The sequence below is a fragment of the Prevotella sp. HJM029 genome (assembly GCF_000599605.1).
In the GTDB taxonomy this organism is placed as follows: domain Bacteria; phylum Bacteroidota; class Bacteroidia; order Bacteroidales; family Bacteroidaceae; genus Prevotella.
The window spans coordinates 13206-31325 of the sequence record NZ_AZHT01000003.1; the positions used below are offsets into that span (position 1 = coordinate 13206).

The window sequence follows — 18120 nt, forward strand, 5'->3', positions numbered from 1 at the left end:
CCTCCACACTTTTAATTTATCAACACACGATATTTTTTCTTATGAAACGTTTTCTCATCCTTTTTATAATGGTTTGCAGCACAGCACTTCTATCACAAGGCTATGTACAAACGCCAAAACGTGATGCCAAGAGGCTTCATAAAGAAATAGGTCTGCGTCTGCAAACACTTGCAGAACATAGGACCGACTCGGCGGCATATTACCAACAAGTGCAAGAATTGTTGCAAATGGCACTCACTTGTGACTCGTTAGATGCGTTGCCAGACAGCAGAGGTCGTGTGCATTTAGACTATACGCAAGAGAATAGCACGCGATTATCTCCACTGCTCCCTACGCTCATTGATGCCGGCATTTTTGAATATCGCCGAGGCAACTCCGCACAGGCTCTCACCACATTTCTATTCTATCTGCATTGTCTCAGCCGCCCCATGTTTCATGAAAAAGATAACCACGAAGGCATTGCTGCCTATTATTCAAGTTTGCTTTTTTATGGAAAAGACAACTTCCGCGAGGCCGAACACTATGCCGACATCGCACTTCAATATCCTGCCTACGCCAAAAACGCAGCCGAGATTAAGATTAATTGCATGAAGAATAGCCTTCATTCGCCAACCGATACGCTACGCTACGTTTCTGCTTTAACTGCACTTCACGATATAGACCCAGGAAATGCCGTTTATTTTAAAATGCTCATTGACCACCATTCTGCACAACCCGATAGTGTGGCGTTGCACAACTTTGCAGCCGACGAACTGAAAAGGCACGCGCGTAACAAGCAAGTATGGATGCTCAATGGAGAGTTAGCGATGAAGGCTAAACAATGGGAAAAAGCTATTTATTATTTTAAAGAGGCTGAAAAACGAGATAAGGTCTATGTGCAAGCCATTTATGATGTTGCCATTTGTTATGCCTCATGGGCACAAGAACTCACCGACAGTTTAAACAACCAACGCAAACGTCTACGCAAAAAAGACGCAGCTACCATCAAAGGCTACTATCAACAAGCACGCCAATGGTTGCTCAAAACCTCACATCTTGATGAGAAGCAAAGCATAGTCGAATGGAAACGCGTGTTGGATGAAGTAAATAAAGTATTAGGATTACATTGATGAAAAAATTATTTATCGGCTTGTTGCTCTGCATTCCTTTGTGTATGCAGGCCAATAAGAAAACCATTTCGCTGGCACGTGATTACATACGAAGTGGAAAAAATTTAGAGAAAGCCGAAGGGCTTTTGCGCGAAATATTAAAAGATTCGATTTATCGGGGTAACGACAAAATTTGGAAAATGCTCTTCGATGCACAGCAAAAACAATACGAGCAGTTCAACGAGAAACTCTATTTACAACAAAGCATCGATACTGCAGCATTCTTTCAAGTGGCTCATCGCATGTTTAACACACTCGAAGGACTTGATTCTGTCGAACAGGTACCTACTGCAAATGGGAAGATTAAAATGAAATATCGGGAACAGAGCGCCGCCATCCTCAATCAAGTTCGTCCTAACCTCTTCAATGGAGGACTCTTTTTCGCACGCAATCAAGACTATCAACAGGCCTACACCCTGCTCAACAGTTACATCAGTTGTGCCGAGAAGCCACTCTTTAAAGACTATCATTATGCCGAAAAAGATGCCAACCTGCCCATCGCTGCCTATTGGTCGGTCTATTGTGGATATAAAATGCACGACGCAGCAGCCACGCTTCACTATGCAACTTTGGCTGAAAAAGACCAAACGCATGCGGACAACTTGCTACAATATTTAACTGAGACTTATTGGCAACAACGCGATACCACACGCTATCTGCAAATCCTGTGCAAAGGTTTTCAAGCCTACCCCCACAATCCTTTTTATTTTTCGCACTTGGTGGAGTACTATCATACACTGGGTGATGATGCAACAGCACTGGACTATTGTAATCGGGCACTACAAACAATGCCTAACAACGTGCGCTATCGTCTCACGAAAAGTTCGTTGCTGCTCAACATGGGACGCTATCAGGAATGCCTGCAACTCAGCAAAAAGCTCATCGCCGAAAACGACACGTTAGCCGATGCACAGCTCTATGCAGGCTTAGCCATATTCAATCAAACCATCATCTTGGACAAATCGCAGAAATATAACGCCAAGCAACGTGCCAAAATCCTTGAGCTCTATCGTGAGGCACGACCCTATTTGGAGCGCTATCGCCAGCTCAAACCCGATCAAAAGAAACAATGGGCACTGCCGCTCTACACAATTTACATGAACCTCAACATGGAGAAAGAATTCATTGAAATGGAGAAACTGTTATGACGATTGAAACGCTTACCCAAAAACTGCATCTCACGCTCAACGCCATGCAAACGGCAGTGTGCGACGAGCTGTTGCAACACACGGACAACCTGATAGTGCTCTCGCCTACAGGGTCGGGCAAAACGCTGGCCTATCTCTTGCCGCTCACCCAACTGTTGGATGCACAAAGCAACCAAGTGCAGGCGGTGGTGGTGGTGCCCGGACGCGAACTGGCGCTGCAATCGGCCACAGTGCTCAAAGACATGGGCTGCGGATTGCGAGGTATGGCCTGCTATGGAGGGCGCGCAACGATGGACGAACACCGCAAGTTGCGCGAGGTGCAACCACAAATTGTTTTTGCCACACCAGGCCGTTTGAACGACCACTTGCAGAAAGGCAATATCGACACACACACCATTCGCTACCTCTTCATCGACGAGTTTGACAAATGTTTGGAGATGGGTTTCCACGACGAGATGCAACAGCTCATAGGATTGCTGCCCAAAGCCATTCGCTCTGTGCTGCTATCGGCCACACCTGCCGAGGAATTGGGCAGTCAAACGCTCGTGACCCGCTTCTTCAAGGTGCTGAATTTCCTGCCCGAAGATGAGCAAGTGTCGCAGCGTGTGACCATCTATCGCGTACAAAGTGAGGAAAGAGACAAGCTACCCACGTTGCGCCAACTGCTGTTATCGTTTCAGGGTGCAAGCACCATCGTGTTTCTCAACTATCGCGATGCCGTCGAACGTGTGGCCACTTATCTGTGCGAACAGGGCTTTGTGGTGAGCCATTTCCATGGCGGTATGGAGCAACGCCAGCGCGAAGACGCCCTCTATCGCTTCTCTAATGGCAGTGCCTCTATCCTGGTGAGCACCGATTTAGCAGCACGCGGCTTGGATATTCCCAATATTGCCAACATCGTGCACTATCATTTGCCCGAAACAGAAGACGGTTATGTGCACCGCGTGGGGCGCACAGCACGCTGGGATAAGCAGGGAAAAGCCTTTTTCATTCTTCACGGGCAAGAGCAGATTCCTGCTTATGTGGATGCCGATGTGGCCGATTTTGCGCTGCCCCAAGTGCTACTTGAACCCACACAGCCACACTTCCAAACGCTTTACATTGGCAAAGGTCGTCGCGACAAACTCAGTAAGACCGACATTGTGGGGTTCCTTTGCAAGAAAGGTGGGCTGAAAGGCGATGAGATTGGCCGCATTGATGTGCGCGACCGCTACACTTATGTTGCTGTGGCTCGCACGAAAGCAAAACAAGTGGTGCAACGCACACAAGGCGAAAAGATTAAAGGCCTTCGCACGGTTATTGAGGAAGTGCGCTAAGCCCTATTCTATTGGCATTCAAAACTCCTCATGAACCGCACAAAACTCTTGACCCCCTGCCTCGCATTGGGCTTTGCACTGGGGCTACAAGCGCAACGCCGGACGGTGCAAAACAGACCCTATACCGATTTGCGCCCTTGGCATCTTGGCATTGCGGTGGGCACGCATGTACAGGATATGACGTTGAAAAATGCGGGGCCACAACAGCTCACGGCACCCGATGGCACCAACATTGCAGCCAACATTGCCGCCGACCAAGACCGCTGGGATGCCGGTTTTCAGGTGGGTGTGCTGGGCGAGGCGTGCCTGTCCGCCCATCTTCAGCTGCGCTTAACGCCTACCCTCTATTTCGGTTCACGCCATTTGGTGTTCCACAACCACATGATGCCGACCCCAACTGGGCAGCCCACCGCGCAGCAACAAACACTGAAAACAGTGTATGTGGCCGCACCCGTTGACCTCATCTTTGCCGCATCGCGCCTCAACAACCATCGTCCCTATGTGCTAGCAGGCCTTGCTCCAGCTTTAAATCTGAGTGGACGCGGCAACGATTATGTGCGCCTGAAACCCTACGATGTATTCTTCGCCGTGGGCTTAGGCTGCGATGCCTACCTGCCTTTCTTCAAAGTGAAGCCCGAACTCAAATTCATGTTCAGCCTGTTGGACGTGCTCGACCGCCAACGGGGCCGCACCTTGGAAGACCATCAGATGCTGCCTTATGTGAAATCGGTGCGTTCGGCTCGCACACAACTCTTCGCCCTCACGTTTTATTTCGAATGAGTGGACGAAGAACGGAGTACCAAAATTCCCCAACAATCTTCTTGCACGCGCCGCTTTGAGCAGCAAACTAAGGAAGATTATTAACCCACAAATTGGACGGTTAATATTTCCTCGAGGATTTGTTAACCCACGAACTGGTGGATTAATTTCTCCCGTTGGTTTTATTAACCCACGAACTGGAGGGTTCATTCCACGTATGGATTTGAACGCATAACATGAAGAAAGCGCCACAGATGGGCGATTTCTTGTTCATCTGCGACGCTGAAAGGGGGCAATAGTGAAAGACTTACTGCCAGCACACACCCCATTTACATAGAAGGTTTGCATGATTGATGCTCGCCTTCTGCATTTATCTATTTACTTTTTGATACCAGTTTAGTGGGCAAATGCTACCGAATTGGCTTGAAATGTAGCTGCATTTTGCCCACAAAAATGGCGTTTTTACCATTGTGGTCAACGGGCACTTCGTGTCCATCCAAATCTTTTACATAACGCAGCGTCGTGAAAAAGCTGTGCGAATGGCCACCCAACACCAAATCGACACCACGCGTTTGGGCAAACACTTGTGGGTCGCCATCGCCCTCACGCAGCCAACCCAAATGCGAGATGCAAATGACAAGGTCGCACTTTTCACGCCCCTTGAGCAGCTTCACCATGTCGTTGGCCACACGCACGGGGTTGAGATATTTAATGGGCAGATAGTTTTTGGCCACCACCAAACCTTCTAAAGGCGGGTCGAGGGCAAAGACACCAATCTTCAATCCCTTGCGCTTGATGATGGTATAGGGTTTGACCACGCCATCGAGCGGTGTGCCCGTGAAATCATAATTGGAGCAGAGAATGGGGAAATGTGCCATCTTGAAAATGCGCACCATGTTGTTAATACCAAAGTCAAACTCGTGGTTGCCAATGGTTGCTGCATCATAGTGCATACGATTCATCAACCCAATCTCCACCTCACCTTTAAATAATGTGTAGTAGGGTGAACCTTGTGAGAAGTCGCCGCTATCGAAAAGTAGCAGATCTTTGTCGGCCTTGCGCTCTTGTTGCAGCATGCTTAGACGGCGCACGAAGCCGCCACGACCGGCCCAAAGCGTATCGGCCAGTTGCTCACTCAACGGCATAATGCAGCTGTGGGTGTCGCTGGTGTGAAGAATGGTGAGCTGTTTTTGCGCCATCAGCGGCCATGCCATGCACAGAAGCACGGCGGCCATCACCGCGCGCAATCTCGGGATGCGTAGATAGAATAATGTGTTCATTGTTTGCTAAGAAAAGAAAAAACTTATTTTTCAACCACGATGCGCCCTTCAACCTGGCTGTTCACCGGCTCGCCCTGCGCCATTTTGTGGCGAAAATAATTAGTAATGATGAAGCGGGTGTCGTTCTCTTGCGTCTTCGGCGAATTGAGATTTGTGCCCGATTTGAAAGCCGTGAGCTTGTCGTTGCCCTGTGCCAAATAGTCGATTGTGGCAACGCGATAGGAGGCTTTGTCGTCGATGGGACGGCCGTTGAGCGCACAGCTGCGCAGCTTGCGGTCGTTGGTAAACACGAGTTTCACGCCCTTGCTCACCCCTTCGCCACCGGTGTAGGCCATTTCAGAAAAGAGTTCTTTCACCTTCTCGCCCGAAAGCGTCAGGAAACAGATTTTGTTTTCAAAGGGAGCAATATCCACGATATCGCCAAAAGTCACCTTGCCTTTCTTCAACGCCGCACGAATGCCGCCCATGTTGTAGACTGCAAAGTCCACCTGCTCGTTGTAATCCTTCGCCGCCCAGCACATGATATCGGCCAGCAAATTGGAGAGATCGCTCTCGGGACGATGCACCGCCATGTCCTTAGCTGCCTCACCCACCACGGGACTCATGATGCTATCCACCACATGTCGATAAGGTTGCAGAAAGGCGTTGGCTTCAGGTTCGGGCGTGGCATCATAGCGCTTGTCGATGAGTATGCGGCTGCGCGTCACGTCGGTCAGCACATAATGTTGCCGACACGAAGCCAAGGTCAACAACAAGGGTGCCATCCATAAAAAAGTTGTTTTGCAATTCATACGTTCTGTTTTAGGCATACAAAGGTAGCGAATTTGCAGAAAAATGCGAAGTAATAGTGTTAAAAACAAAAAAAACAAGTCTTCAAGAACCATCTACCACGTTGTTTTTTGTATCTTTGCACCGCTTTACAACGTAACCGCTGCTGACAGAAGAGTTGTACAACATGTTGCGTTGGGCAAGAAACAAATTTAATTTTATAAATAAAATGGATTTAATTAAAGTTGCTGAAGAAGCATTTGCAACCGGAAAACAGTTCCCAACCTTCGGTCCTGGTGACACCATCACTGTGGCTTACAAGATTATCGAGGGAACGAAAGAGCGTATTCAGCTTTATCGCGGTGTAGTGATTAAGATTTCAGGACATGGCGAAAAGAAGCGCTTCACGGTGCGCAAGATGTCGGGAACGATTGGTGTAGAGCGTATTTTCCCACTTGAGTCACCCAACATCGATTCAATTGAAGTGAACAAGCGTGGTAAAGTTCGCCGTGCAAAGTTGTATTATCTTCGCGCACTCACGGGCAAGAAAGCTCGTATTGCCGAAAAGAGAAGCAGCAAAACTGCAGCCGAATAAGCACCGCTCCTTTTCACAAAGAAATAAAAAGAGGTGGAACACGTTTGCGTGTCTCACCTCTTTTTATGTGTGCTATATGGCCAACAGCAAGCCATTGCCGCAAGCATCGGCTGGTATCCGCTGTGTGCACACACCATTTTTGCACCATCATTCCTGCGGCGTTTCTTCGTCTAAGAACGTCTTTCGCAAACTTTCCCAATCCTGAAAGCCCGCAAAGAGTGCTAAACGATCTAAAAAAGCTGTTGAAGGTTTTTCATGCCCCACTAAATAAGCCCATAGCCGTTTCAGCGAACCCGCTGACAAATGCACGTGGCTATGAGCCAAAATTGTTGAGGCTCGTTCAAAATCTTTCTGAGGTTTTGCATGCTCTACAAGTCTGCTTTCCCCATGGTGTAGCAGCTCATTCCATTTGCGTTTCATAACCTTTATCGAAATATAATCCTGTGGTGCAAAGGTAATCATATTTTTTTATTAACTTTGCAAAAACAAAAAATAAGCCCCCAAATGAAAGAATTAACGTTGAAGTATGGGTGCAACCCCAACCAAAAGCCTTCCAAGATTTTCATGGAAGAAGGTCAACTCCCTCTCGAAGTGCTCAACGGCCACCCCGGCTACATCAACTTTTTAGATGCGCTCAATGCGTGGCAGTTGGTGAAAGAATTGCAAGATGCCACGGGATGGCCTGCCGCAGCCAGCTTTAAACACGTCTCGCCTGCCGGTGCTGCTATCGGTTTGCCACTCACCGACACGCTCAAGAAGATTTATTTTGTCGACGACATCGATGAGCCGCTCTCACCCATAGCCAGTGCTTATGCACGTGCACGCGGTGCCGATCGCATGTGTTCTTATGGCGATTTCGTGGCTTTGAGCACCACTTGCGACCTGCAAACAGCACTGCTCTTGAAGCGCGAAGTGAGCGATGGCGTGATAGCACCATCCTACACGCCCGATGCTTTGGCCGTGTTGCGGGAGAAACGCAAAGGCACTTACAACGTCATTCAAATCGACCCCACCTATGTTCCGGCGCCCATTGAGCGCAAACAGGTGTTCGGCATGACGTTCGAACAAGGCCGCAACGAGGTTAATCTGACCGACGACGCACTCTTCGCCGATGTGCCTACACGCAACAAAACCTTCACCCCCGAAGCAAAACGCGACCTCATCATTGCACTTATCACCTTAAAATATACGCAAAGCAACTCGGTTTGTTATGTAAAAGATGGGCAGGCTATCGGCATCGGAGCTGGCCAACAGAGTCGTATCCACTGCACCCGGTTAGCGGGTTCAAAGGCCGACACCTGGTGGCTTAGACAATGTCCAAAGGTGATGAACCTACCATTTAAGGAGGGAATTCGCCGTGCCGACCGCGACAACACTATAGATGTTTACATCAGCGACGACCATGAAGACGTGTTGCGCGACGGTGTTTGGCAACAGTTCTTCACCGAGAAGCCTGCCATTTTAACCCGCGAAGAGAAGCGCGACTGGATTGCACAAAACACGAATGTGGCGCTCGGCAGCGACGCCTTCTTCCCCTTTGGCGACAACATTGAGCGTGCCCACAAGAGCGGTGTGCAATACATTGCGCAGGCAGGAGGCTCCATCCGCGACGACAATGTCATCGAGACCTGCGACAAATATGACATCGCCATGGCCTTCACCCACGTGAGATTGTTCCACCATTAAGCCACCCTTTATGAGCGATATTGACGAAATCATCGAGACGGGGTTGGTGTTTCGTGCAGCACCCAAAGCGCAAACGGGCAACAATAAGGTGAAAACCAAAGCCAAAAAGAAAAAATATATCACGGGCGCACACGGCTCAGGCAGTGCCAAACAAAAGGCTAAATACCAAGAACAGCGTGCCAAGCGCCACCGATAATCCAAACGCATATCGTCCACGGACGACGTATGTTTTCTTCACATAATGGCTGTTCGTCCGTGGACGAACAGCCATTATTATCATTTTTCGTTGTTCGCCCGTGGACGAACAAGCATTTTTATTAAAAGTAAGCGTTCGTCCACGGGCGAACAAATATTTTTATTAAAAACAAGCCTTCGTCCACCGTCGAACAAACATTTTCATCAAAAACAGACGTTCGCCACCTGCCGAACAAGCACTTTCATCAAAAACAGACGTTCGCCACTTGCCGAACAAGCACTTTTATTAAAAACAAATGTTCAGCACTTGCTGAACAAGTAATTTTATTAAAAACGGGTGTTCCGCACCTGCCGAATACCCGTTTTCATCAGTTCTCGTCTGCTGCACAAACGCAGCAACGATGGTTTGCCTTAGAAATAATAAACCATGCCCACTTGCCATGCGCTGGCACGCCCCTTTTTCTTGCCCGAAATATCATTAAACACACTATTGGCTGCTGAATTAAATGTGACATCTCCAGTTTTGCCACATGCCACATTATAATTGGCATGCACCTGAAAATGCTTCAACAACATCACACCAAAGCCCATATTCACGCTGAAAGCCGACGTCTTTAAACGCCAGTTGGCAGCGTCGTCATAAAAGCTTTTGCTCTTCTCGCCGATGTTAAGACCTATCTGTGGACCTGCAAAGAGAAAGACTGCTGCTGCATCGGCAACTCCTATCTCATAACGCAAATTCAGCGGAATAGCTATCTGTCGTTGCAACAAAGTAATGCCATCGTTCTCGGCATAGAGTTTGGCTTGGCGTTGATCGTAGATTGCAGCAATATCAAATCCCCATCCAGTGACGGGCGATGCCACACGCAATGTGGGGCCAAAGAAGTATCCTTCTTGGTTTTCTTTCTTCAACACGCGGTTCTTGAGCCAGAAATTTGTCACGTTTAGACCGCCTTTAAATCCAAAAGAAACATCGGTTTGTGCCTGCATGCTGGTACTCATACCGAGTGCCAACAATGCCCATAAAATCATTTTCTTCATGAAATAATACTTTTTATATGTTGTGATTAAAAGTTGAGTGTTCATTTAATGCCGTTCTCGGCGCACCGAAACGCGTGCCGGTGTGGTGCCCGCTGCCTTTTGACTTGCCCTGCGATGCAATCTTTTGGGCGCAGCAGTGGGCTTGTGCTCTGCTCGTTTTCGAATTGCTTTTGAGGCTTCTTTCTGCTCTGTAGCCATGCTATCCACCGAATCTTTGCGTGCTGGGTCGCCCCAAATCCGCGATTCAAAGGTCGCAATCTCCTGCTCTATGCGGCGCTGCTCCTGCGTCAAAGTACTGTCGTTGCCCAACGATGGACGCGTTTGTCCCAACAAATTGTCGGTCTTGTAAATCTTTCCACGATAGAGATGAAGCGTAAAAAAGTCGGCTAAGCTCATCGTCTCGGCCTGGTTGAGCGCACTCGTCCTCACCCGCTGTTTCGCCAAGGCCGGCGCAACATCATCATAACGCACCCAAAACAAGGGATAGCTCGTTGTGCCATGGCCAAAATCATCGTCGCGTTCTAAGATGGGACACAGCGCCACCACCTTACGATGAAACGAAGCAGTTGTTTGGTCATAATACGCACTCTCCTTGATATAATAGCGCTTCACCTCGGCCGAAGGGATATCGCTGTTGTCGATATGCACGCCCTTGTCGGTCTTTTCGTAAAAAATGTGGTGGTCGTCGAGGAACGTAAGTGGCTTGATGCGCGCATCGTCGGCAAAGCGTTCCTGCCCATCCAAACGATATTGATACACGTTTACACCGCCACGTGTCGGCCCTGCCATCATGAGTTTAAAAAGCAGGGTGAAGAGGTTCATGTTGCCATCCTCAGGCACCACAGGATAAGCCAGCCCCACATTGGCTGCATCATCCAATCGAAGCTCACGATAAACATCGCGTCGCCACACCACATCTTCACTCACCGGATTGGCCGTTGGGAACGTCAATTTTGCCCGCAACGTGAGGTTGTTGGCATTCGTTTTCTGCTTTTTCATTGCAGCCTCAGCCCGCCTTGCCGGCGGTTGTGCTCCCCCTGCGGTAACCATCGTCAGCAACAAGGCCGACAACAAGTATTTCTTTCTATTCATCTTACTTCACTATAATTTCTAAAGCACCCTGCAATGTGCGCACCACTCCATCGGGCCCCACTGCGCGAACATGGGTAATATAAAAACGACGATTGCGCGAAAGGCCTCGGAAGGTCTCACGCTGCCGGTCGGAAAAATCGGCTCCTGCCGAAGCGATGGGCACGGCATTGCCCAAGGCATCGAAGAAAACGGTTTCAAAACCCAACACACGGAAGGGAATATCCAAGAGGCCATCGTCAATGGCTGCCTGCACACGTGTGGCCGAAAGGAGCGCACCTTTGGACAGACTGCCGCCCTTAAAACGATTGGTTCCAAGGCCGAGATAGGCCGTTGGGTCGGGCAATTTGCGCACTTGGAAGGTCGTTGTGGGCAACAATCGCTGCTGTCCGTGGTCCATCGCCCGCACGGAAATGGTCACCGGCTGCCCCACAGCATGCGGCGTCAGCACATAATGGCCGTTGCCCTTTGCCTGCAATCTGCCTCCCGTTGCCATCACTTGCACCGCATTGGTCGGCACGCCGGGCACACTGACACTCATGGGATTGGGATAACCGGCATACAACACATTCATCATGTCGGCAGCTACGGTTGCTGTATGAGGCGCAGGAACCACACGATAGGTTTGTGTAAACGGACGACGAAGCCACTCTCCTTGACGGTTGCGCACGGCAATATAACCCGAGAAAGCGTGCTCGCCAAGACCCGATACCGTGAAAGCATATTGCCCATTGGGCGTACTTAGCGGTCGACCACCCACGACAATCTGCGGTCGCTGCGTTGTGTCAACCGCTGCCATCACAATAGAAGCCTTGAATGATTCGCCGGGATAGAGGGTTGTTTTCTCGGGAATGACATAAGCATTGAGCTGATTCACGCGCACATCGTGCACATCGATATTCGCCACCAACGTATGCAACACCTCGCCTTCCGCATAGCGCACGTCGCTTTGTAGCTTCGAAAGCTGCGTGACAGCAGCTGCTACAGGCATATTTTCAAAACAATATTCCTGCCAATTCTTACCATGTCGGCGTGCCTGCTGTGGCACCGTTGTGGCCAAATTGCTGCTGATAATGCTGCGTTGTTGGGCGTCGGCCACCATCGTGAGCAACTGATTTCGATATTGATTGATGGCGTTAAAAAGTTCTTTTCCACGACCAGTTCCCGGTGCAAGCATCACGATGTTGGCTGCTTCCACATTGTCTTTATGGCGAATAGCCGCCACATCGCCATCGTGACCATCGGCCTGTTGCACCAAAGCCACCTTCAAATCTTGCAGCAAGTTGTAGAGTGAGTCGCTAGCCTCCTTCACCTGTTTGGCTTGTGCAAACCATGCTTTCACCTTTTCGGGCTGCTGACTTAAGGCTTTGGCAAAGTCGTTATAGAGCGCCACATTCTCGCGCGAAGCATTGGCTGTGGTGCGCCTTAATCCTGCATCCACCAACGAAAAGCCGTCCAACACCTCGGTAGAGACGTTGAGTGCCAACATTGCCAACAAGACGATATACATGAGGTTGATCATCTTTTGGCGTGGTGAGATGAGCCGTTTGCGAATAGCCATTATGGGGTTTGTGTGGGTTGTGATGCGGCATCGCGCATGTTAGTGGTCATCGCCTCTATCATGCGGGCATAGATGCCATTCAACTGTTCGATGTGTTGTGCCAGCAATTTGGTTTGCATCTGAATGTCATCAATAGTGCCCATCTGCTGACTGGCACTCTTCAACTGCATTTCATACACCTTAGTGATGCCTGTAAGTGTGCGGTTGAGATTGGTCATCTCTTCACTATCCTGTGTCAAACGCTGGCTTTGCTCGCCCACCTTTTTATATAATAGCGTGAGCTGCTGCAACGCCTCCACATATTGTTGTTGTGCCTCGGCCATCCCTTCGGGTGCTGTTGCGGGTGGCACGATAGCTGCAGACAAAGGAGTTTGCATCCCTATGTTTTGTTTCTTCTCCACAGCCGACGGAGCAACAGAGGCCGTGGCAGCGACAGAATGCGCTGCAGATGCCACTCCATTCGGCTTCGCCTCATCAGTATGTGTGGAGAGCTCCATGCCATCGGTGGTCTTATCGAAAGGCCGATCGAAGGCCGAAAGGAAAAACACCACCACCTCGGTGCCCATACCTAAGATGAGCATCACATCGGCTCCCGGCAGATGAATGAGCTTAAACAGCGCACCAAGCACCACAATCGCCGCACCCCAACTATAGGCATAATTCAGAAAAGTCTGCCCTGCCACGCTGTCCATCCACTTTTGCAGCCGATAGACCATATTGATTTTGCTATATTTTGTCATCACTTTTTCGTTTGATTACTACTTGGGGTATGAGCCAAACTGCGCGCACAGCGGAATCCAATGTAGCAACGTGGCCGGTTTTGATATTCCCAACTGCGCCACGCCGAACGAATGAAACTCTCGGGGTCTTTCCACGATCCTCCGCGCACACTCTTTTTCTTCAACGCGTAAGGGTCTTCCTTTGCAGCTTGATAGGCCAACTGTGGATTCAAATCGTCCATGCCTTCAACCCCCGACTCAGTGTAAACGGTGCTCGTCCACTCGGCTACATTGCCTGCCATATCAAACAATCCGTTGGAATTGGCACCATAGATGCCCACCTTACTTGTAATGAGATTGCCATCTTCGGTGTAGTTTCCGCGGTCAGGTTTAAAGTTGGCATAGAAACAACCTCGCCCATTTTTCATCTCTTTATTCTCCCAAGGGAATTCATTTCCCTGCTTTCCTCGCGCCGCATATTCCCACTCGGCCTCGGTAGGCAGGCGGTAACGCTGCACATAACGCGCCTCCGAACCCAAACCTTTCAGCAGATAAGCCGTGCGCCAGGCACAGAAAGCGTTGGCCTGTTCCCACGTGACGCCCACCACAGGATAGTCGTTATAGGCGGGATTGCTGAAGTAATTGCGCAGATACATCTCGTTGTCGGCATGCTTAAAATCGTTCACCCAGCACGTGGTGTCGGGATAAATGTTGACGATATAGGTGTTCAAAAAGTCCCAAGGCCCTGTGCGAGGACGATCGATGGTTTGCTGCACAATCTGCCCATTGTCATCGATATAGGCCGTATCCTTTGAAATCATCACCACTTCATCGGCAGGCTTCACATCGGTGTTAAACTGGCGTTCAGCGGGATTCATGCGGTTTTTGCGCAACGCCGCCGCCGTATAATCATAGATTTCATAACGATAATTCATCTGCCGCCAGTCCAAAAGTTTCTCGCCCGTCACGGGATTGGTGACATAAAGACTTTCAAAAGCCCGCTGCTCCTCTTCGTTAGGATGGCGTGGAAGCGGCTTCTTCCAATTGATTTGTGGCGAGATAGCGTTGCCGTCTTTGTCCTCGGTTATCAGATAACTCTCGTCACCTCCATAGGCAGGATCGGCCAAACGCGTGCGCAAAATGCTGTCGCGCACCCACATCACGAACTGCTTATATTTGGCATTAGTCACCTCGGTTTCGTCCATCCAAAAGCCATCTACCGAAATATCCTTCACCGGAGTGTTGCTGCCCCACAACGAGTCTTGTTGCGCAAGTCCCATGTGGAGGAAGCCTCTATCCACCTTCACCATGCCATAAGGTGCAGGTTCTGAAAAGGGTTTGCCGCCACCCACGCCCACGACTTCGCCGCCGCGGCCTGCCAACGACATCGACCTGCCGCCGAAACAGCCCATGAAAGCCATTGCGATGAAAAGCAAACACCCTGTTCGTATCGTCTTGTAATTCATATCCTTTATAATATTCTGATGCTCTGATGACGGCCTCTGCGCTGCGAGCCCACGTTAATTTCGGTTTGATAGCCCACAAAACAGCCATGCCGCCCTTCGCGCAAATTGCTGCCCGAGGTGTAATATTCGTAATGATAGCCCAACACCACGCCATGAAATGTGCCCCCAACGAGGACGGTAACGGCATGTGTAGGACTGTAGGTCAGGCCGCCATAAACCTGTTTTTTGTCACGTTGATAAACCATGCGTGCGGTGACATCGGCACGAAATTTCTTTTGTGTGGCCTGCAAGAGCGCCGACGTTTTAAGCGTCAAATGGGGGTTGCGAAAGTGCATATCATAGCCACCCACCAACGAATAAAGGGGCTTATGGGTCACCGCATAGGCGGGGGTAAGCTGCAACGTGGGCGCATTGGGCGCATGAACCGCAAATCCTGCAAACCACAATGGCTGCGCATAATACACACCAACACCCATCGTCATTGCATGTTCTGTTACTTTTGACGTGGGCCAGGCAGGGTTATGGGGTTGACTGGGGTCGAGCTTTTCTCCATCAAACGTTTCGGTCAGCAAGCCTATCTGTGCGCCTGCGGCCAGCGTCCCATGCCCCAACGGAAAGTGATAAGCATATTGCAACATCACCTGTTGCTGCGTGGAAAGGTTCAACTGGTGACGCATCCATTGCAACCCCACACCATGTTGCTGGCGGGACAGCGGTAAAGGGGCATCGGCAGCCACATAGAAGGTACGCGGATGGCGCTGCGCTCCTGCAAAACTCAAAGTCCCCTCGGCACGCAGATGCAACAACTTATCTGCACCTACAGCCGCAGGGTTGACCACAGACTGCAAGTCGAAGTAATGGATAGGCGCCTCATTGAGTTGCGCCCGCAAGGGCATTCCAAATGACCAAACCATCATAACTACTATGATTTTAAGCTGAAGCCTCACTTGTTTATAACGTTTTTTCTGTGCTTATATTGCCCTTTAAAAAGCCATTCCTCGTCACGGGCCGCGCCATTGGTACCAAGTTCCGTTTTAAAAGCGATGGTTTTGTGTAACAATGTAGCGCATTTTACAGCGTCATCTCGCACAGATTATAGTGCAATCACGCCCACTTTTGTTTGCCCTCGAGCAGCAACCAGCTAATCTCTTACGCTACAACAGCTAACAAGCAACCATACAAATGCTGTTATTCATAACCGTTCCTCCGTACAAGAGCTGACATAACACATGAGGATAAGAACAGACAAAGGCCGCTCTCAGTGCGCGACCTCTGTTGCTTCCACTCCTCATCGCCAACCGATGAAAGGAGCATTAATACTCATCATCATTCCAAAGGAAATCATCCTTCGAAGGGTAGTCTGGCCAAATATCTTCGATGCTTTCATAAACATCGCCCTCATCTTCTATCTCCTGCAAATTCTCTAACACTTCAAGTGGTGCCCCCGAACGAATGGCATAATCGATTAATTCGTCCTTTGTTGCAGGCCATGGCGCATCTTCTAACTTTGAAGCTAATTCAAGTGTCCAATACATAGGATTTCGATTTTTATTAGTTGTTACAATTTTTGGGTGCAAAAATAATCATTTATCTTGTATTGGCAAGAAAATGCACTTATTTTTTCTTTTCCTTAGCAATTTTATTGTGCAAAGTTCCTTTGTAAATCCTAAAATAAAGGTGCAGCACGAAGAATCACACCATGGGTTGCTTACCAACTATTCCCTACGCTATCTCATGGAAGATTATGCCAAGAAAGTCGACTGCTACGAGTCGCTTACCAACTATTCCCTACGATATTGTGCTAAAAAGTACATACTCCAACAGGCCGATTTACCCACAAATAAGTTCTTCTTACTGAGTTAAAGTATTAAATGTTGTTGTAAACAAAGATTTCTTCGCACCTTCTTTTGCCAATCAAAAAATAGGGTTGTATCGTTAGTTTTTAAACATTACAATAGCAAGTAAAAGAAAAGACTCCCCACAATCTTGGATAATATACAACCTTTGCAAAGCCTTTTCTATTAATATAATTCATACTAAAACTCCAAACTTAATTGAGGCTCCAGCTGTTCACTTTTGTTTGACAACGTACACTTAATTCTTATTGTAATGGAAGATACTCATGGAGGGAACATGTGCTATTGTTGATATTCTCCATCAGTTTTCTGGTCTTAATCCTTATTGTAATGGAAGATACTCATGGAGGCCTAAAAATGACAAACCCTGGTAGTGTCTAAAATAATCCCCCTCCTTATAACATTGTCGGAAAAGCAACCAACGACAACCCTTCACCTTATAATATCAGCGGCAACAGCCACGCCACCATCCTCCCTCCTTGTGACATTGGCAGAAAAGATACTCACGGCTGTTCCAGTCCTTGTAACTTTGTCGGAAAAGGCTACGCCCACCCCCTCCCACCTTTTAATATTGGCGGAAAAGATACTCACGGCTGTTCCAGTCCTTATAACATTGGCGACAGAGGCTACGCCCACATCCTCCCACCTTATAACATTGGCGGAAAAGGCCACGCCCACATCCTCCTCTTGAATATTATCGCGGGCGAGGGTATTTTTCGCGATAACAAGAGGTGGTTATCGCGAGCGAGGGTATTTTTCGCGATAACGAACGTTGGTTATCGCGAGCGAGGGCAATTTTCACGATAACGAGAGGTAGATATCGCGGGCGAGGGTATTTTTCGCGATAACGAGCAGTGGTTATCGTGAGCGAGGGCAATTTTCGCGATAACAAGAGGTGGTTATCGCGGGCGAGGGTAATTTTCGCGATAACGAGCAGTGGTTATCGCGAGCGAGGCCAATTTTCGCGATAACGAGCGTTGGTTATCGCGAGCGAGGGTAATTTTCGCGATAACGAGAGGTGGTTATCGCGGGCGAGGGTATTTTTCGCGATAACGAGAGGTGGTTATCGCGGGCGAGGGCAATTTTCGCGATAACGAGAGGTAGTTATCGCGGGCGAGGGTAATTTTCACGATAACGAGCACAAGTTATCGCGGGCGAGGGTAATTTTCGCGATAACGAGAGGTGGTTATCGCGAACGAGGGCAACTCCAAGTCGTTTTTATGGATGGAACCATTCGGCAAATGCCGCGCCAAAACATTCCACCCGTTTGAATATGCTGACAACCCCTCCGTCCGACTTTTCCTGCCGTCTAAATATATTGGCAAACTATCCAACAAACTATTCCCTCCTATTGAACGTGCTGGCAACCCCTCTTTTCAAATATCCCATCCAATTGGATATGCCGATACCCTCTCCGCCCAAGCATCCCCCACCGATTGGCATGCTGGCAATGGATAAAAAGAGAGTACAATGCCGATGGCATAGGTTACCAC

20 protein-coding genes are annotated in these 18120 nt (G+C 49.0%); 9 read left to right on the forward strand and 11 right to left on the reverse strand.

The genetic code is table 11. The features are described from left to right. Positions 1 to 41 precede the first annotated feature (41 nt). The 4 genes from X919_RS0100610 to X919_RS0100625 are packed head-to-tail and all read left to right on the forward strand — an operon-like array spanning position 42 to position 4392. Positions 42 to 1109 carry a hypothetical protein gene (locus tag X919_RS0100610; protein ID WP_028898594.1) on the forward strand — a complete coding sequence of 356 codons (1068 nt, stop codon included), beginning with the start codon at positions 42 to 44 and terminating at the stop codon, positions 1107 to 1109. Then, positions 1109 to 2296 carry a UDP-N-acetylglucosamine--peptide N-acetylglucosaminyltransferase SPINDLY family protein gene (locus X919_RS0100615; RefSeq protein WP_028898595.1) on the forward strand — a complete coding sequence of 396 codons (1188 nt, stop codon included), beginning with the start codon at positions 1109 to 1111 and terminating at the stop codon, positions 2294 to 2296. The genes X919_RS0100610 and X919_RS0100615 overlap by 1 nt, the downstream gene beginning before the upstream one ends. Then, positions 2293 to 3612: a DEAD/DEAH box helicase gene (locus X919_RS0100620; protein ID WP_028898596.1), complete on the forward strand. Its 1320-nt coding sequence runs from the start codon at positions 2293 to 2295 to the stop codon at positions 3610 to 3612. The genes X919_RS0100615 and X919_RS0100620 overlap by 4 nt, the downstream gene beginning before the upstream one ends. A gap of 30 nt (positions 3613 to 3642) precedes the next feature. After that, on the forward strand, positions 3643 to 4392 hold the full coding sequence (locus X919_RS0100625; RefSeq protein WP_028898597.1) for a type IX secretion/gliding motility protein PorT/SprT: 750 nt from the start codon (positions 3643 to 3645) through the stop codon (positions 4390 to 4392). A 389-nt stretch (positions 4393 to 4781) separates the two neighbouring features. On the opposite strand, the gene X919_RS0100630 is transcribed toward X919_RS0100625, so the two are convergent. Both X919_RS0100630 and X919_RS0100635 read right to left on the reverse strand, forming a co-directional pair. Then, complete coding sequence (locus tag X919_RS0100630) at positions 4782 to 5606, reverse strand: bifunctional metallophosphatase/5'-nucleotidase (RefSeq protein WP_051502351.1); 825 nt, start codon at positions 5604 to 5606, stop codon at positions 4782 to 4784. A 68-nt stretch (positions 5607 to 5674) separates the two neighbouring features. After that, complete coding sequence (locus X919_RS0100635; protein ID WP_028898599.1) at positions 5675 to 6442, reverse strand: 5'-nucleotidase C-terminal domain-containing protein; 768 nt, start codon at positions 6440 to 6442, stop codon at positions 5675 to 5677. A 206-nt stretch (positions 6443 to 6648) separates the two neighbouring features. Between X919_RS0100635 and rplS the strand changes: the two genes are divergently transcribed. Continuing rightward, positions 6649 to 7014: a 50S ribosomal protein L19 gene (gene rplS / locus X919_RS0100640; RefSeq protein ID WP_028898600.1), complete on the forward strand. Its 366-nt coding sequence runs from the start codon at positions 6649 to 6651 to the stop codon at positions 7012 to 7014. A gap of 147 nt (positions 7015 to 7161) precedes the next feature. Here rplS and X919_RS0100650 read toward each other — a convergent pair whose 3' ends face one another. Next, positions 7162 to 7476 carry a hypothetical protein gene (locus X919_RS0100650; RefSeq protein ID WP_081759388.1) on the reverse strand — a complete coding sequence of 105 codons (315 nt, stop codon included), beginning with the start codon at positions 7474 to 7476 and terminating at the stop codon, positions 7162 to 7164. A gap of 42 nt (positions 7477 to 7518) precedes the next feature. Between X919_RS0100650 and X919_RS0100655 the strand changes: the two genes are divergently transcribed. Continuing rightward, complete coding sequence (locus X919_RS0100655; protein ID WP_028898602.1) at positions 7519 to 8700, forward strand: phosphoribosylaminoimidazolecarboxamide formyltransferase; 1182 nt, start codon at positions 7519 to 7521, stop codon at positions 8698 to 8700. 10 nt (positions 8701 to 8710) lie between these two features. Next, the gene (locus X919_RS0100660; protein ID WP_028898603.1) at positions 8711 to 8896 is read left to right on the forward strand and encodes a hypothetical protein; all 186 of its coding nucleotides are present in this window, start codon (positions 8711 to 8713) and stop codon (positions 8894 to 8896) included. A gap of 410 nt (positions 8897 to 9306) precedes the next feature. On the opposite strand, the gene X919_RS0100670 is transcribed toward X919_RS0100660, so the two are convergent. The 7 genes from X919_RS0100670 to X919_RS0100705 all read right to left on the reverse strand — a co-directional run bounded on the left by X919_RS0100670 (position 9307) and on the right by X919_RS0100705 (position 16306). Next, positions 9307 to 9936 carry a porin family protein gene (locus X919_RS0100670; protein ID WP_028898605.1) on the reverse strand — a complete coding sequence of 210 codons (630 nt, stop codon included), beginning with the start codon at positions 9934 to 9936 and terminating at the stop codon, positions 9307 to 9309. Between the two features lie 45 nt (positions 9937 to 9981). Next, positions 9982 to 11028 carry a type IX secretion system ring subunit PorN/GldN gene (gldN, locus tag X919_RS0100675; protein WP_051502348.1) on the reverse strand — a complete coding sequence of 349 codons (1047 nt, stop codon included), beginning with the start codon at positions 11026 to 11028 and terminating at the stop codon, positions 9982 to 9984. 1 nt (position 11029) lies between these two features. Further along, the gene (gene gldM, locus X919_RS0100680) at positions 11030 to 12586 is read right to left on the reverse strand and encodes a type IX secretion system motor protein PorM/GldM (protein ID WP_028898607.1); all 1557 of its coding nucleotides are present in this window, start codon (positions 12584 to 12586) and stop codon (positions 11030 to 11032) included. Further along, positions 12586 to 13326, reverse strand: a complete 741-nt coding sequence (gene gldL / locus X919_RS0100685) for a type IX secretion system motor protein PorL/GldL (protein WP_028898608.1) — start codon at positions 13324 to 13326, stop codon at positions 12586 to 12588. The genes gldM and gldL overlap by 1 nt, the downstream gene beginning before the upstream one ends. Continuing rightward, the gene (locus X919_RS0100690) at positions 13326 to 14771 is read right to left on the reverse strand and encodes a T9SS ring complex lipoprotein PorK/GldK (protein WP_028898609.1); all 1446 of its coding nucleotides are present in this window, start codon (positions 14769 to 14771) and stop codon (positions 13326 to 13328) included. The genes gldL and X919_RS0100690 overlap by 1 nt, the downstream gene beginning before the upstream one ends. Before the next feature lie 5 nt (positions 14772 to 14776). Next, positions 14777 to 15688, reverse strand: a complete 912-nt coding sequence (locus X919_RS0100695; protein ID WP_081759389.1) for a PorP/SprF family type IX secretion system membrane protein — start codon at positions 15686 to 15688, stop codon at positions 14777 to 14779. A 396-nt stretch (positions 15689 to 16084) separates the two neighbouring features. Continuing rightward, positions 16085 to 16306, reverse strand: coding sequence for a DUF2795 domain-containing protein (locus X919_RS0100705; protein ID WP_028898611.1), 222 nt, complete (start codon positions 16304 to 16306; stop codon positions 16085 to 16087). A gap of 109 nt (positions 16307 to 16415) precedes the next feature. Here X919_RS0100705 and X919_RS0100710 point away from each other — a divergent pair, with 109 nt between their 5' ends. Continuing rightward, the gene (locus X919_RS0100710) at positions 16416 to 16634 is read left to right on the forward strand and encodes a hypothetical protein (protein WP_216592143.1); all 219 of its coding nucleotides are present in this window, start codon (positions 16416 to 16418) and stop codon (positions 16632 to 16634) included. 425 nt (positions 16635 to 17059) lie between these two features. On the opposite strand, the gene X919_RS0100715 is transcribed toward X919_RS0100710, so the two are convergent. Then, positions 17060 to 17305: a hypothetical protein gene (locus X919_RS0100715; RefSeq protein WP_036916562.1), complete on the reverse strand. Its 246-nt coding sequence runs from the start codon at positions 17303 to 17305 to the stop codon at positions 17060 to 17062. Between the two features lie 546 nt (positions 17306 to 17851). On the opposite strand from X919_RS0100715, the gene X919_RS16325 reads away from it, so the two are divergent. Continuing rightward, positions 17852 to 18085, forward strand: a complete 234-nt coding sequence (locus X919_RS16325; protein ID WP_155949623.1) for a hypothetical protein — start codon at positions 17852 to 17854, stop codon at positions 18083 to 18085. Positions 18086 to 18120 lie beyond the last annotated feature (35 nt).

Bases quoted from the DNA above. Each gene is read 5' to 3' on its own strand.
- X919_RS0100610 (WP_028898594.1), top strand. From the start codon at position 42: ATGAAACGTTTTCTCATCCTTTTTATAATGGTTTGCAGCACAGCACTT.
- X919_RS0100615 (WP_028898595.1), top strand. From the start codon at position 1,109: ATGAAAAAATTATTTATCGGCTTGTTGCTCTGCATTCCTTTGTGTATG.
- X919_RS0100620 (WP_028898596.1), top strand. From the start codon at position 2,293: ATGACGATTGAAACGCTTACCCAAAAACTGCATCTCACGCTCAACGCC.
- X919_RS0100625 (WP_028898597.1), top strand. From the start codon at position 3,643: ATGAACCGCACAAAACTCTTGACCCCCTGCCTCGCATTGGGCTTTGCA.
- X919_RS0100630 (WP_051502351.1), bottom strand. From the start codon at position 5,606: ATGGCCGCCGTGCTTCTGTGCATGGCATGGCCGCTGATGGCGCAAAAA.
- X919_RS0100635 (WP_028898599.1), bottom strand. From the start codon at position 6,442: ATGAATTGCAAAACAACTTTTTTATGGATGGCACCCTTGTTGTTGACC.
- rplS (WP_028898600.1), top strand. From the start codon at position 6,649: ATGGATTTAATTAAAGTTGCTGAAGAAGCATTTGCAACCGGAAAACAG.
- X919_RS0100650 (WP_081759388.1), bottom strand. From the start codon at position 7,476: ATGATTACCTTTGCACCACAGGATTATATTTCGATAAAGGTTATGAAA.
- X919_RS0100655 (WP_028898602.1), top strand. From the start codon at position 7,519: ATGAAAGAATTAACGTTGAAGTATGGGTGCAACCCCAACCAAAAGCCT.
- X919_RS0100660 (WP_028898603.1), top strand. From the start codon at position 8,711: ATGAGCGATATTGACGAAATCATCGAGACGGGGTTGGTGTTTCGTGCA.
- X919_RS0100670 (WP_028898605.1), bottom strand. From the start codon at position 9,936: ATGAAGAAAATGATTTTATGGGCATTGTTGGCACTCGGTATGAGTACC.
- gldN (WP_051502348.1), bottom strand. From the start codon at position 11,028: ATGAATAGAAAGAAATACTTGTTGTCGGCCTTGTTGCTGACGATGGTT.
- gldM (WP_028898607.1), bottom strand. From the start codon at position 12,586: ATGGCTATTCGCAAACGGCTCATCTCACCACGCCAAAAGATGATCAAC.
- gldL (WP_028898608.1), bottom strand. From the start codon at position 13,326: ATGACAAAATATAGCAAAATCAATATGGTCTATCGGCTGCAAAAGTGG.
- X919_RS0100690 (WP_028898609.1), bottom strand. From the start codon at position 14,771: ATGAATTACAAGACGATACGAACAGGGTGTTTGCTTTTCATCGCAATG.
- X919_RS0100695 (WP_081759389.1), bottom strand. From the start codon at position 15,688: ATGATGGTTTGGTCATTTGGAATGCCCTTGCGGGCGCAACTCAATGAG.
- X919_RS0100705 (WP_028898611.1), bottom strand. From the start codon at position 16,306: ATGTATTGGACACTTGAATTAGCTTCAAAGTTAGAAGATGCGCCATGG.
- X919_RS16325 (WP_155949623.1), top strand. From the start codon at position 17,852: ATGGAACCATTCGGCAAATGCCGCGCCAAAACATTCCACCCGTTTGAA.